This window comes from Streptosporangium sp. CA-115845 (genome assembly GCF_050943795.1).
GTDB lineage: Bacteria > Actinomycetota > Actinomycetes > Streptosporangiales > Streptosporangiaceae > Streptosporangium.
In genome coordinates this window covers 7398123-7411374 of the sequence record NZ_CP191988.1, presented here as the reverse complement: position 1 = coordinate 7411374, position 13252 = coordinate 7398123, and the positions used below count along the sequence as shown (strand labels likewise).

Here is a 13252-nt window from a genome sequence, read left to right as displayed (position 1 = left end):
CCGTGGCGTGGGTCTGCCGGACGGTGCCTCGCAGGGCGGAAGAGGAGCTCATAGCGTGCTATGGGTGACGGAACCGTCGCGAGGCCCCGTCTGGACGACCAAGGCAGGCAGAAGATCCAAGGAGCAGGACCTGAGGTCGGCACCCCCGACGTTCCGCCCGGTTCGACCAGGACACCGTCAATCCGGTATTCTGGTGAACCGGTGCGCTCATGGCGCGCCCTGTTCGCGCGCCTACCCGGTACGTCATCAATGACCACAGCCGGATGCGGGGCGCAGCATCCAGCGAGCAAGCAGTCAGAAGAAGGGTTCCGCGGTGTACGCGATCGTTCGTTGCGGCGGCAGGCAGCAGAAGGTCTCCGTCGGTGACGTCCTTGAAGTGGACAAGGTCGCCGGCGAGGTCGGTTCCACGGTTTCGCTGCCGACGGTCCTCGTCGTCAACGACGGCGACGTGACCACCGAGGCGGGCAAGTTCACGGTTGCCGCCGAGATTCTCGGTGAGACCAAGGGTCCGAAGATCCGGATTCTGAAGTACAAGAACAAGTCGGGGTACAAGAAGCGCCAGGGTCACCGTCAGCGGTACACCCAGGTGAAGATCACCGGCATCGACCAGGCCTGAGTTTCGGGAGTTTTGCGAGATGGCACACAAGAAGGGCGCGTCGTCCACTCGGAACGGCCGCGACTCCAACGCCCAGCGGCTCGGTGTGAAGCGCTTCGGCGGTCAGCTGGTCAACGCCGGCGAGATCATCGTTCGTCAGCGTGGCACCCACTTCCACCCCGGCGACAACGTCGGCCGTGGCAGTGACGACACGCTGTTCGCGCTGGCCGCAGGCCACGTTCTGTTCGGTGTCAAGCGCGGGCGCCGCGCGGTGAGCATCGTTCCGGTCGCGGAGTAGATTCGCACCGACAGACGTTGAGGGCAGGGGTGGATCGCATTCGGCGGTCCACCCCTGTTCGCGTTTTCCGCAGAAGTTCCCGTAGATAGAGGTAGGAAAGTAGAGATGCCGGACTTTGTGGACCAGGTGGTCCTGCACATCAAGGCCGGTGACGGGGGAAACGGCTGCGCCTCTGTCCATCGGGAGAAGTTCAAGCCGCTGGGGGGCCCGGACGGGGGCAACGGCGGCCGCGGCGGCGACGTGATCCTGGAGGTGGACGCCAACACGGCGACGCTCCTGGAGTACCACCGCCGCCCGCATCGCAAGGCCGACAACGGCAAGCAGGGACAGGGCTCCAACCGCGACGGCGCCAACGGTCCCGACATCGTCATCCCGGTGCCGGACGGCACCGTGGTCAAGGACGCCGACAGCGGTGAGGTCCTCATCGACCTGGTCGGCGCGGGCACCCGCTATGTGATCGCCGAGGGCGGGCACGGTGGGCTCGGCAACGCCGCACTGGCCAGCGCCAAGCGCAAGGCCCCCGGTTTCGCGCTGCTCGGCGAGCCCGGCGACGAGCTCGACGTGATGCTGGAGATGAAGAGCGTCGCCGACGTGGCGCTGGTCGGCTTTCCCAGCGCGGGCAAGTCCTCCCTCATCGCAGCCCTCTCCGCCGCCCGGCCGAAGATCGCCGACTACCCGTTCACCACGCTGGTCCCCAACCTCGGGGTGGTCACCGCGGGCGCGACCGTCTTCACGGTCGCGGATGTCCCCGGCCTGATCCCCGGCGCCTCACAGGGCAAGGGCCTGGGGCACGAGTTCCTGCGCCATGTCGAGCGCTGCAACACGCTGGTGCACGTGATCGACTGCGCCACGATGGAGCCGGGCCGCGACCCCATCAGCGACTACGAGGCGATCGAGGCCGAGCTCACGGCGTACGGCAAGCTGGAGGACCGGCCGCGCCTGGCGGTGCTCAACAAGTCCGACGTGCCCGACGCCCGCGACCTGGCCGACATCGTCGGGCCGATGCTCGCGGAGCGGGGGCTACGGGTCTTCTTGATCTCCGCGGCCACCCACGAGGGGCTCAAGGAACTGACCTACGCCATGGGGGAGATGGTCGCCGCGGCCAGGGCCGCAGCCCCCGTCCCCGAGCCGACCCGACTGGTCATCAGGCCCAAGCAGCACGGTGACACGGGATTCGCCGTCCGCCGGATCGACGAGGACACCTTCCAGGTCACCGGGGCCAAGCCGGAGCGGTGGATCCGCCAGACCGACTTCACCAACGACGAGGCCGTGGGCTATCTGGCCGACCGGCTGGAGCGGCTCGGTGTCGAGGAGGAGCTCACCAAGGCCGGGGCGAAGGCCGGGGCCGAAGTGATCATCGGTTCCATGGAGAACGGCTACATCTTCGACTGGCAGCCGACGCTCAACGCCGAGGCCGTGCACCAGGGGCCGCGTGGGTCGGACAACCGGCTCGGTTAGTACGCTTCCCGCTGTTCTTCCAGTGATCATTTTTGAAAGGTGCGTGTCGTGGACTCTGCGCGCGAACGGATCCGTAAGGCCTCACGCCTCGTCGTGAAGGTGGGTTCGTCCTCGCTCACCACTCCGCAGGGAATGATCGACGTCGACCGGGTGGACGCCCTGGTCGACGTGCTCGGCGCCCGGCGGAAATCCGGTACCCAGATCGTGCTGGTCTCCTCGGGCGCGATCGCGGCGGGCCTCGGCCCGCTGGGCCTGGCGGCCAGGCCACGCGACCTCGCCACCCAGCAGGCCGCGGCCTCGGTCGGTCAGGGCGTGCTGGTGGCCCGCTACACCTCCTCCTTCGCCAGGTACGGCCTGCGGGTCGGCCAGGTGCTGCTGACCGCCGACGACATGATGCGCCGCTCGCACCACGTCAACGCCGAGCGCACGCTGGCACGCCTGCTGGAGTTGGGCATCGTCCCGGTGGTCAACGAGAACGACACCGTGGCCACCGACGAGATCCGGTTCGGCGACAACGACCGCCTCGCCGCCCTGGTCGCTCACCTGACCAGGGCCGACGCGCTGGTGCTGCTCTCCGATGTGGACGCCCTCTACGACGGTGACCCCCGCCGCCCCGGCGCCCGCCGGCTCACCGAGGTGCGCGGGCCCGCCGACCTCGTCGGGGTCGAGCTCGGCAAGGGCGGCGCGGTCGGCACCGGTGGCATGGTCACCAAGGTCCAGGCCGCCAAGATCGCCACAGGGGCGGGCGTTCCCGTGGTGCTGACCGCCGCCGCGCACGCGGCCCAGGCCCTCGCGGGAGCCGATGTCGGCACCTACTTCCACCCGGAGGGCCGCCACCCGGGCACTCGCCTGCTCTGGCTGGCCCACGCCACCACCGGCCGAGGCCGGCTCCACCTGGACTCCGGCGCCGTCGAGGCCGTGGTGAGCCGCCGCAAGTCACTGCTTCCCGCGGGGGTCACGGCGGTCGAGGGCGACTTCGCGGCGGGCGACCCGGTGGATCTGTGCGAGCCGCTCGGCCAGGTGGTCGCGCGCGGCCTGGTCAACTTCGACGCGGGGGAGATCCCCGGACTGCTCGGCCGTTCCACCAGGGAACTGGCGGCCACCCTGGGACCCGAGTACGAACGAGAGCTCATCCACCGTGACGACATCGTCATACTGGAATCCCACCACTAGTTCTTTTTGGAGCGCGAGATGTCCGAGGACTTCCTGAAGGTAGCCCTGGCGGCTAAAGAGGCCGCCGCCGAGCTGGCCCCGCTGCCGAGGGCGCCGAAGGACGCCGCGCTCCATGTGATCGCGGACGCGCTCGTGGCCGGGTCCGCCGAGATCGTCGCGGCCAACGCGCTCGACGTCGAGAAGGCCAGGGAGAGCGGGACCTCCGAATACATGATCGACCGTCTCAGCCTCGACGAGGCCAGGATCGAGGCGATCGCCGAGGCGGTCCGTCAGGTCGCCGACCTTCCCGACCCGGTGGGTGAGGTGATCCGGGGCAACACGCTGCCCAACGGACTGGAGTTGCGCCAGCTCCGGGTCCCGCTCGGGGTGATCGGCATCATCTACGAGGGCCGGCCCAACGTGACCGTGGACGCCGCGGCGCTCTGCCTCAAGAGCGGCAACGCCACCCTGCTGCGCGGCTCCTCCAGCGCGTACGAGTCCAACACGGTTCTCGTCAGGATCATGCAGGAGGCGCTGGCGGGCACCGAGGTGCCCGCGGGGGCCGTCCAGCTGGTTCCCGGGCTGACCCGCGACTCGGTCAAGCAGCTCATGCGGGCCCGCGGCCTGGTCGACGTGCTGATCCCGCGCGGCGGGGCCTCGCTGATCAATTCGGTGGTGGAGGAGTCCATGGTCCCGGTGATCGAGACCGGCGTGGGCAACTGCCACGTCTACGTCGACGCCGACGCCGACCTCGACCTGGCGATCCAGATCCTGATCAACGCCAAGGTCCAGCGCCCCTCGGTCTGCAACTCCGCGGAGACGCTCCTGGTGCACGCGGCCGTGGCGGACACCTTCGTGCCGCGCGCACTGGCCGCGCTGGCGGCGGAGGGCGTCACGGTGCACGGTGACGCCCGCGTCGCGGCGTACGGTGACGTGGTGCCCGCCGATGAGGAGGACTTCCGGATGGAGTACCTCTCGCTGGACATCGCGGCCGCCGTGGTCGACTCGCTGGAGGACGCGGTCGCGCACATCAGGAAGTACGGCTCAGCCCACACCGACGCGATCGTCACGCGCTCGGTCAGCGCCTCTCGCAGGTTCGTCGCCCTGGTCGACTCCGCGGCCGTGGCGGTCAACGCCTCGACCCGGTTCACCGACGGCGCGGAGTTCGGTTTCGGTGCGGAGATCGGCATCTCCACCCAGAAGCTGCACGCGCGCGGCCCCATGGGCCTGCCGGAGCTGACCTCGACCAAGTGGGTCTACACCGGCGAGGGCCACCTGCGCACCAGCGAGGGCACGGTTCTCGCCTCGGCCGGAGCCCGCCTGAGGTAGGGGCGCGGGCCGCGGAGCATTCCCGATGCCAGGGACCAACGGCATCGGGAATGCTCCGCGAGCCGCACGGTACGGGTGTGATCCATGGGGTTCCCGGATCATCGTGCTGCCAGGCGCTCGGGGGTCTATGGTGTAGTCGGCATTCCGGAGGTTCAACGGGGTCTCGTTCGGTGACCTTGATGCTCACTGAGCGTTATGGTGTGTCGCTCCGTGTGATCAGGGTTGCTTATGGTTTGACTGGACTTCATGGAAATCGTCGTTGCATTCCTCTTCATAGCTTTTGTCGTTTTTGGTGCGGATCGGCTACTGCTGCTCATGGAGAGCCGCGGGCACGTCAACTGGCGCCGCACCCGGCGCCGCGACCTGTCGGCGGAACCCACTGTGAAGCTCGACAGCCTGCTGGAAGACCCGGTCCGCAAGCCCACGCGCCGCCCCTGAGACGCCCCGCCCGTGGCCTGACCCGAGCCTGACGAGGCGCACGAGGAGGCGTGCGTCCCGCCATGCCCGATCTTTCCGGGAGTCCGGCGTGCCATCGGGAAAACGTCACACTCGCCCGCTATGGTGTGGTCTCCTACGGCTGGACAGCAGGGAAGCGAGCGGGAGCGAGCGACCCGATAGGCGCAGCGGTCCCTGACCCATGTGGCCGACGCAGGAGGTCACATGGGTCGTCTCGGGCGGGTCGGTCCTTACACGTTGCTGGAGCGTCTCGGCCGGGGAGGCATGGGCGAGGTCTACCTCGCGGTCGGCCGCCGTGGTGACAACGTCGCGCTCAAGGTCCTCCACGACATGGTCGACACCGACTCCGAGGCCCGGATACGTCTGGAACGGGAGGTCCGTGCCCTTCGCAGGGTCGAGAGCCCCTACGTGGCCCGCGTCGTCGACGCCGACCTCAACGGTGATCGGCCCTACCTGGTCATGGAGCACATCGAGGGAGAGACCCTCCTGGAGCGGGTGCGGCGCGGCGGTCCTCTGGAAGGCGGCCTGCTCACCCTCGCCCAGGGGCTGGCCACCGCCCTGTCGATCATCCACGCGGCCGGGGTCGTCCACCGTGACCTCAAGCCCGCCAACGTGCTGGTCAACGAGGACGACGAGCCCGTCCTCATCGACTTCGGCATCGCCCATGTCCTGGACGCCACCAGACTCACCCTGACCGGTACCTTCCTCGGCACCCCCGGTTACGCCGCCCCCGAGTTGTTCGCCGACGAGCCCGTGGGCGAGCCCGCGGACGTGCACGCCTGGGCGGCCACCGTGGCCTTCGCCGCGACCGGCAGGCCCACCTTCGGCAGGGGCACGGTCGAGGCGCAGATGTACGCGATCCTCAACGGTCAGGCCGATCTTGAGGGTGTCCCGGCAGCCCTGCTGCCCCTGATCCGCGCGGCCCTGCACCGTGAGCCGGCCAAGCGCCCCACCGCGGCCCTCCTCGCCGGCCGCCTCGGCCGCCTCGCCCGGGTGGCCGCGCCCGAGGCGGGAATCTCCCAGAAGCCCGGCGGAGCAGGGAAACAGGAGAGCCGTCCCAAGCCCCGCGCCAAGGGCGACGAGCCCGCGAGGAGCGGCCGACCGGCCAGGGGAAGGTCGCCCGCCCCGGCGGCGGAAGGCTCGGCGGGGCCCGCGCGGGCGGTACGCCCCCCTGCCGCCGCGGAGGGCACGTCACGCGGTGGACGGGCGGCGCTCGCCTCCGATGAGGCGTCCCGCGCGGGGCGGGCGCTCCCCGCGGCGGGGGAGACGTCGCGGGGCGGGCGTCAGGCCTCCCCGGCCGCTGAGGCGTCCAGCGGTGGGCGTGCGGCTCTCGCGGCAGGTGAGGTGTCGCGGGGCGGGCGTTCCTCCGCCGCGGATGGCCGGGTGACCCGGCGCCGGGCGGGCAGACGGTCCGGCGGTGTGGCAGGGGAAGCTCAGGCCCCTGGCCGGGCAGGGCCGCTGCCCACGGACAACGCGGCGCTGCTCCTGCTGGCGGTGCTGGCCGTGCCGTGTGTCGTGGCCACGGTCATCTGGCCGCCGGCCACCTTCGCCGTCACCGGCCTGTTCGCCGCACTGGCCCGCGCGCTCTGGAGCGGGCACTGGCTGGTCAGGAAGCGCAAGTCGGCCAGGGTCCGGGTGGCCCTGCGGGTGCTGGGCTTCCCGGTGATCCTCGCCGCCTCACTGCTGACCGTCCTGGCCTGGCCGGGGCTGCCGGCGGCCGCCCTGGCGGGTCTCGTACTCTGGCTGACCCTCGGTGGCTCGCTGCCACCGGAGTGGTGGCTGCACTCGGCCCCGGTCGCCGTTTCCGGCGTCGTGTTCGGCGTCGTCTGCGGCGGTCTCCTCGGCCGGGAGATCGAGCGGATCGGCGCCGAGCTCGTCGAGCTCCGCAAGGAGGGGCTGCGCGCGCTCGCCGTGCTGGGCGGCTTCGTCGCCCTGTGCTCGGCGGCCGTACGCGCGATCGCCCTTCTCGTGTAGGGGCGTTCTTTCGCGTACGGCGCCTCCCGGAAGACCCAGCGACGGCCGTACCGAATGTTTGTCACATGAAGCGGCCACAGGTCGTCGGCACTGACGAGCCGGTTCTGGCCGATCCGCAGCCGTATCGCCGGCGATTCTTACTGGGGATATAAATAAAAAGGGCCCGACGGTGGGTGTCCGGGCCCTTTTGGTGGAACTCTCGATTAATTTCCATCGCGGCGGGAGAAGCGATTGAAGATGCGCTCCCCGGCGTTGACAGCACCTTCCGCCACGTCGCGCAGGACACCGATGAACGGGTCCTGGGACTGCGACCAGGACTCGCGATAGGAGCGGGCGGCAGCCCGGACCTCCTCGGAGATCTTCGCGTTGGAGTCGTCGGCGCGGCGGGGGTAGTCGCCGGCGATGATCGTGTCGTACTCGCCGCCGCGGCGCCACTTGTCGAGCTCGGCGACGCGGGAGACGGCGAACGGATGGGTGGTGCCCAGCAGGTTGAGGACCTTGAGCAGGCCGTCGCGGACGTCGCCCGCGGTGTCGTACTCCCGTGCCTGGTCGAGGAAGGCCTCGATGTTCATCTCGTGCAGGCGCGAGCCGCCGGCGAGCTTCATCAGGGCGCGCAGCGCCGCATCGGGGTCCTGGCCGCAGAGCAGGCCGCCGCGGTCGGCGGAGAGCTCGGACTTGCGGTGCCACTCCTCCAGGCCGGCCACGATCGCGCGCAGGCCGATGTAGCCGAGCGGGATCCAGGCCACGCGCGAGGCCAGACGGGTCAGGATGTCGAGCATGGTGCGGTAGACGGCGTGGCCCGACAGGATGTGGGCGGTCTCGTGGCCGATGACGAAGCGCTGCTCCTCCAAGTCCATCAGGTCCAGCAGGCCGGTCGTGACGACGATGAACGGGTCGTCGAAACCGATCGCCTTCGCCTGCACCAGCGGGCTCTGCTGCACGTAGACCTCGGGAATGCGGTGGAGGTCGAGCGCGTAGGCCGCGTCGCGGCCCATGTCGTGCAGTGCTCGGAACTGCGTGTCACCGGTGCGTACGGCCGAGGCGAGGTAGATCAGGCGCAGGCGGCGCTCACTGACCAGGCCGGACATCTGCTTGAGCACCGTGTCGAATCCGCTGAGCGATCGGAGGGCGACCAGCGCGGACCGGTCAGCGGGATGTTCGTAGGCGCGTGAGCTGATGCCGGGAAGCTGCACGCGGTTGCGATCCGGGGTGGTGGTCATGTCCGGCATGCTACGTCGGGTCTGCCTGCCACGCGCGGGGGGTGATTAAAAGCTCTGTACGGCTTGCGCGTATGGTCCGTTTCATGATGAACGCGCCTACCGGTCGGGGGAAGCGGCGCCTGGGCGTCATGGGCGGGACCTTTGATCCGATCCACCATGGTCACCTGGTCGCGGCCAGTGAGGTCGCCCACCACTTCGACCTCGACGAGGTGGTCTTCGTGCCGACGGGACAGCCCTGGCAGAAAGCCGACAGGACCGTCTCCGCCGCGGAGGACCGCTATCTCATGACGGTCATCGCGACCGCGTCCAACCCTCGCTTCTCGGTGAGCCGCGTCGACATCGACCGCCCGGGGCCGACCTTCACCATCGACACGCTCCGGGAGATCTCCTCTGCTTGGGGGCCCGATGTCGATCTCTACTTCATCACCGGCGCCGATGCCCTGGCCCAGATCCTGAGCTGGCGCGATGTCGACGAGCTGTTCACCATCGCGCACTTCGTGGGCGCCACCAGGCCCGGCCACGTCCTGCACGACCCCGGCCTTCCCGAGGGGAAGGTCAGCCTGGTGGAGATCCCGGCGCTGGCCATCTCGTCGTCGGAGTGCCGCGAGCGGGTGGCCGCCGGGGAGCCCATCTGGTATCTCGTGCCCGACGGCATCGTCCAGTACATCAACAAGCGTGGCCTCTACGGCAAGGCGTCGGCTGAGGAGGATCGTCCTCGGCGGTTGGGGCAGGGCAGGCCGGGCGAGAATCTGTGAATCGCGATGATCTGCGGAAATGGCGCAAGTAAGAATGTGTTTCGCTATGATTCGAGAAGTTTGCGTGGGACGGGTGCCCACAGTTCACCCGGCTTGATCGTCGAGTGACCCGGGCACCTGCCCGTCCCACCCGAGATCGGCAGGCGCGGCCCCGACCGCGCGGTACGCCCCCGATCAGACCGCCAACCCGTTTGCGGTACGGAATCGGGCGGCCCACGATAGGCGTTGTTCAGACGGTGGCTCTTCAACGAGCGCCGAATCGGGCACCCTGATAGGTGACAGCGCCGACTAGCAGGAGGACTGACCCACACCGTGACAGCAACCGACAGATCCATCCAGCTCGTCAGGCTCGCCGCCGAGGCGGCGGCGGACAAGCTGGCCGATGACATTCTCGCCTATGACGTGAGCGACCAACTCGTCATCACCGACGCGTTCGTGCTCTGCTCCGCCACCAACGACCGCCAGGTCCGCGCCATCGTCGACGAGATCGAGGATCGGCTGCGGATCGAGGCCGACGCCAAGCCCGTCCGCCGCGAGGGCGAGCGCGAGGGCCGCTGGGTCCTGCTGGACTACATCGACATCGTCGTGCACGTCCAGCACGAGGAAGACCGCACCTTCTACGCGCTCGAGCGCCTGTGGAAGGACTGCCCCTCCATCGCGCTGCCGGACAGCGTGACCCAGGTCGCCGCCCAGCGCGCCCGCGGGGCGGTAGCTGAGTGAGCCGTCGCATCGTCTGTCTCAGACATGGTCAGACGCTGTGGAACGTCGAACACCGCTTCCAGGGCCACAGCGACATCCCGCTTGACGAGACCGGGATCGCGCAGGCGACCCGTGCGGCCTCGCTGCTCGCCGCGCTCCGCCCGAGCATGATCGTCTCCTCCGACCTCCAACGGGCCTTCGACACGGCCTCGGCACTGGCCCGGGTCACCGGCCTGAACGTCATGGTCGACAAGGATCTGCGAGAGCGGGGCGGCGGGCAGTGGGAAGGGCTCACCCGGGAGGAGATCTCCGCGGGTTGGCCCAGGGAGTTCGCGGCCTGGGAGGCGCCTGGCGGCGAGGAGGTCGGCGACGTCGCCGACAGGGTGGCCTCGGCGGTACGTCGCTGGGCCGAGCAGGTCGACTCCGACGGCCTGCTCGTCGTCGCCTCCCACGGGGCGGCGATCCGGCTCGGCATCGCCAAGCTCATGAACCTGCCGCAGGAGCTCTGGCCCGCCCTGGGCGGCCTGGGAAACTGTTCGTGGTCGGTGCTGGAGGAGTCGCGCAAGGGCTGGCGCCTGCTGGAGCACAACGCCGGAACCCTCCCCGAGCCGGTCAGTAGCGACGACAGCCCCGAGGCCACCCAGGAGTGACCTCGCCGGTGCGGCTTGCGCCCCGGTGGCGGGCGCGGGCCGTGTGGCCGTCGATTAGGTGAACATGTCGGTGTCCTTATATGCTTCCCAAGCGCCGCGACGAGAGCACTCGAAGCGGTGACCAGGGGCTATGGCGCAGCTGGTAGCGCGCCTCCATGGCATGGAGGAGGTCTGGGGTTCGAATCCCCATAGCTCCACAGCTAAACCGCCTCTGACCTGCGCTTTTGTGCAGGTCAGAGGCGGTTCCCGTTTCTGGTCGCGGCCCCCGGCGCGTCTTGCCGGGCCGGCCGCGCGCCCTCCGTCTGAACGTGAGGCCGGCCCGGTGAGACGAGCGGGGGATCACGGACGCGGGCGGCGTACGCGATCCCTTCCGCGCTCCTTCATGATCGTGCAGCTGGAATGGTAAAACAGCGTGCTTTAGCTGCTCTTAAGGCGTGCTTACGTGTGATCTAACCAATGTCTGGCTTCTCCGCTCCCCGCGGGAAGCGGCCTCTCGCCTTCCTCGAACGAGGCGGGCGACGGCCAAGCCCTGCCCGTTTCCGGCACGGGACCCACAAAAGGGAAGAAACGCGCCTATCGCGCACCGCCAAGCATGACGGTGACCTTCAGCGGGCTGTTCAACGTGATGCGTCCCCACGGGACCAGCGGCCGCGGACCAGGCGCCGGGTGATGCGCGGAGGCCGATCGTGCCGGTCGGTGCGGAGCCAGAGCTGGACCCTGGCGCCGCCGAGGGAGGAGGCGTCGATCCGCAGTGTGCCGCCGGTGGACTCGGCGAGCCGGCGGGCGATGTCCAGGCCCAGCCCGGTGGATCCCGCGCCGCTGCTCCCGCGCCGCAGCGCCGCCTCCGGGTCGGGGATCCCGGGGCCGGCGTCGGCGATCAGCATGCCGACGGTGCCCGAGCCCTGGTGCAGGGTCACCGTGAACGCCGTGCCCTCGGGGGTGTGCCGGAAGATGTTGCCGAGCAGGGCGTCCAGCACGGCGCTGAGCTCTCCCGCCGCGACCGGAACCCGCGTGGGGGTCGAGGCGCCGATCAACTCCCAGGCGCGCTGCTGGTCCTCGGCCAGGGCGGACCAGAAGGTCAGCCGCTCGCGCAGCACCTCGGCGGCGTCACAGTGGACGGGCTCCGGCGCCAGGGAGGGTTGCCTGGCCGCCGCGATGATCTGGTCCACCTCCGCTTCCAGGCGGCCCAGCGCGCTCCTGCTCTGTTCGGCCTCGGGCCCCAGGTGGTCCAGGCTGAGCCGGAGCGCGGTGAGGGGTGTGCGCAGGCGGTGCGACAGATCGGCGGCCATCTCCCGCTCGGCGGCCAGGAGCTGGACCACACGGTCGGCCATGCTGTTGAACGCCTCACCGGCCGCGACCAGCTCGGGTGGGCCCTCCGGCTCGATGCGGACGCTGAGATCTCCGGCGCCCAGCGCGCTCGCCGCCCTGCCCAGGCGCCGGGCCGAACGCACCACCCGGACGCCCAGCCGGTCGCCGACCAGCAGGGAGCCGGCGACGAGCACCGTCGCCACCCCGCTCAGCACGGCCCACGACGCGGTGACGCCCCGGGTGAGGTCGTCCGAGGGGATGAAGATCTCGATGACCACGGTCCGTCCGCCCTCCAGGGCGACCGGGCGCAACAGGAGGTAGCCGGTGTCCATCTGCGCGGTGATGGCCCTGGTCAGCCGGGAGGCGGCGGCCACGGTCTCAGCGGGGGCCCTGACGGTGCCGGCCGAGCCGCCGCCGGGCAGATGGACCGCGATCCGGTCCTGCGCGCCCGTGCTGAGCAGCGCGTGGGTGAGCCGGGTCTCCTCGACGGTGATGGCCAGCACCGGGACCAGAGCCGACGCCTGCCTTTCAGCCTCGGCCATGGCCCGGCCGTAGGCGATCTCCCTGACGATGAGCCCGAGCGGGATCAGGAAGGCCAGGGCGACCATCGAGGTCCCGGCGACGGTGAGCAGGGCCAGGGTCCGTCTCACGGCGGTGTGATCAACATGACCCCCACGCCGCGTACGGTGTGCAGGTAGCGGGGGGAGGACGCGCTCTCGCCGAGTTTGCGCCGCAGCCACGACAGGTGGACGTCGATCGTCTGGTCGTCGCCGTAGGACTGCTGCCACACCGCGGTGAGCAACTCCTTGCGGGAGACCACCCGGTCGGCGCGGGCGGCGAGGTAGGCGAGGAGGTCGAACTCGCGTCTGGTGAGGGTGAGAGGGGCGCCGTCCAGGTGAGCCTCGCGCCGGTTCAGGTCCACCGACAGCGCGCCGACGCACAGTAGCGGTGGTGGGGTCGCGCTCCGCGCCCGGCGCAATATGGCGTCCAGACGGGCGTTCAGGTGGTCGCCGGAGAACGGCTTCACCAGATAGTCGTCGGCCCCCGCCTGGAGCAGACGGACGATCTCCGCTTCGTTGTCCCTGGCCGTGACGATGATGACGGGGACGCTGGATACGCTGCGGACCATCTTGAGAGCCTCCGCCCCGTCCAGGTCGGGTAGCCCAAGGTCGAGGACCACCGCGTCCGGGGGGTTCTGGGTGATCTCCCTCAGGGCGTCGAGGGCACGTCCCGCGCTGCGCACGACGTGCTGGCGCCTGCTGAGTTCCTGAATGATCGCGGATCGTACGTACTCGTCATCTTCGACCACCAGAACTGTCGCCATGTCATGTAACGGTAGTGAATAGTGGGACATGTGA

13 protein-coding genes and 1 tRNA gene are annotated in these 13252 nt (G+C 69.8%); 11 read left to right on the top strand and 3 right to left on the bottom strand.

Translation table 11 applies throughout. From position 1 onward, the window contains the following. The first annotated feature begins 313 nt into the window (after positions 1 to 313). The 7 genes from rplU (at position 314) to ACQP0P_RS35215 (ending at position 7262) form a co-directional block, all read left to right on the top strand. Positions 314 to 616: a 50S ribosomal protein L21 gene (rplU, locus tag ACQP0P_RS35245; protein ID WP_030924785.1), complete on the top strand. Its 303-nt coding sequence runs from the start codon at positions 314 to 316 to the stop codon at positions 614 to 616. A 19-nt stretch (positions 617 to 635) separates the two neighbouring features. Beyond that, positions 636 to 893, top strand: coding sequence for a 50S ribosomal protein L27 (gene rpmA, locus ACQP0P_RS35240; RefSeq protein ID WP_030924780.1), 258 nt, complete (start codon positions 636 to 638; stop codon positions 891 to 893). 105 nt (positions 894 to 998) lie between these two features. Next, on the top strand, positions 999 to 2351 hold the full coding sequence (gene obgE, locus ACQP0P_RS35235; RefSeq protein ID WP_433363521.1) for a GTPase ObgE: 1353 nt from the start codon (positions 999 to 1001) through the stop codon (positions 2349 to 2351). A gap of 48 nt (positions 2352 to 2399) precedes the next feature. Then, complete coding sequence (gene proB, locus ACQP0P_RS35230) at positions 2400 to 3524, top strand: glutamate 5-kinase (protein ID WP_433363518.1); 1125 nt, start codon at positions 2400 to 2402, stop codon at positions 3522 to 3524. A gap of 18 nt (positions 3525 to 3542) precedes the next feature. Further along, entirely contained in the window at positions 3543 to 4832 is a 1290-nt protein-coding gene (locus ACQP0P_RS35225; RefSeq protein WP_433363515.1) for a glutamate-5-semialdehyde dehydrogenase, read from the top strand. Positions 4833 to 5078: 246 nt separating this feature from the next. Continuing rightward, on the top strand, positions 5079 to 5270 hold the full coding sequence (locus ACQP0P_RS35220; protein WP_433363512.1) for a hypothetical protein: 192 nt from the start codon (positions 5079 to 5081) through the stop codon (positions 5268 to 5270). Positions 5271 to 5492: 222 nt separating this feature from the next. Continuing rightward, on the top strand, positions 5493 to 7262 hold the full coding sequence (locus ACQP0P_RS35215) for a protein kinase domain-containing protein (protein ID WP_433363509.1): 1770 nt from the start codon (positions 5493 to 5495) through the stop codon (positions 7260 to 7262). Positions 7263 to 7465: 203 nt separating this feature from the next. On the opposite strand, the gene ACQP0P_RS35210 is transcribed toward ACQP0P_RS35215, so the two are convergent. After that, positions 7466 to 8491, bottom strand: a complete 1026-nt coding sequence (locus ACQP0P_RS35210) for a M48 family metallopeptidase (protein WP_433363506.1) — start codon at positions 8489 to 8491, stop codon at positions 7466 to 7468. 74 nt (positions 8492 to 8565) lie between these two features. Here ACQP0P_RS35210 and nadD point away from each other — a divergent pair, with 74 nt between their 5' ends. From nadD to ACQP0P_RS35190, 4 genes are all read left to right on the top strand, one after another. Then, on the top strand, positions 8566 to 9237 hold the full coding sequence (gene nadD / locus ACQP0P_RS35205; protein ID WP_433363503.1) for a nicotinate-nucleotide adenylyltransferase: 672 nt from the start codon (positions 8566 to 8568) through the stop codon (positions 9235 to 9237). Positions 9238 to 9549: 312 nt separating this feature from the next. After that, on the top strand, positions 9550 to 9957 hold the full coding sequence (rsfS, locus tag ACQP0P_RS35200) for a ribosome silencing factor (protein ID WP_030924760.1): 408 nt from the start codon (positions 9550 to 9552) through the stop codon (positions 9955 to 9957). Further along, positions 9954 to 10586 (top strand): histidine phosphatase family protein, encoded by a 633-nt coding sequence (locus ACQP0P_RS35195; RefSeq protein ID WP_433363495.1) that lies wholly within the window; start codon positions 9954 to 9956, stop codon positions 10584 to 10586. Before rsfS ends, ACQP0P_RS35195 begins: the two co-directional genes overlap by 4 nt. 124 nt (positions 10587 to 10710) lie before the next feature. Beyond that, positions 10711 to 10783 (top strand) — tRNA-Ala (locus tag ACQP0P_RS35190). A gap of 420 nt (positions 10784 to 11203) precedes the next feature. On the opposite strand, the gene ACQP0P_RS35185 is transcribed toward ACQP0P_RS35190, so the two are convergent. Both ACQP0P_RS35185 and ACQP0P_RS35180 read right to left on the bottom strand, forming a co-directional pair. Continuing rightward, positions 11204 to 12544: a sensor histidine kinase gene (locus tag ACQP0P_RS35185; protein ID WP_433363492.1), complete on the bottom strand. Its 1341-nt coding sequence runs from the start codon at positions 12542 to 12544 to the stop codon at positions 11204 to 11206. After that, positions 12541 to 13218, bottom strand: coding sequence for a response regulator transcription factor (locus tag ACQP0P_RS35180; RefSeq protein ID WP_433363489.1), 678 nt, complete (start codon positions 13216 to 13218; stop codon positions 12541 to 12543). The genes ACQP0P_RS35185 and ACQP0P_RS35180 overlap by 4 nt, the downstream gene beginning before the upstream one ends. Positions 13219 to 13252 lie beyond the last annotated feature (34 nt).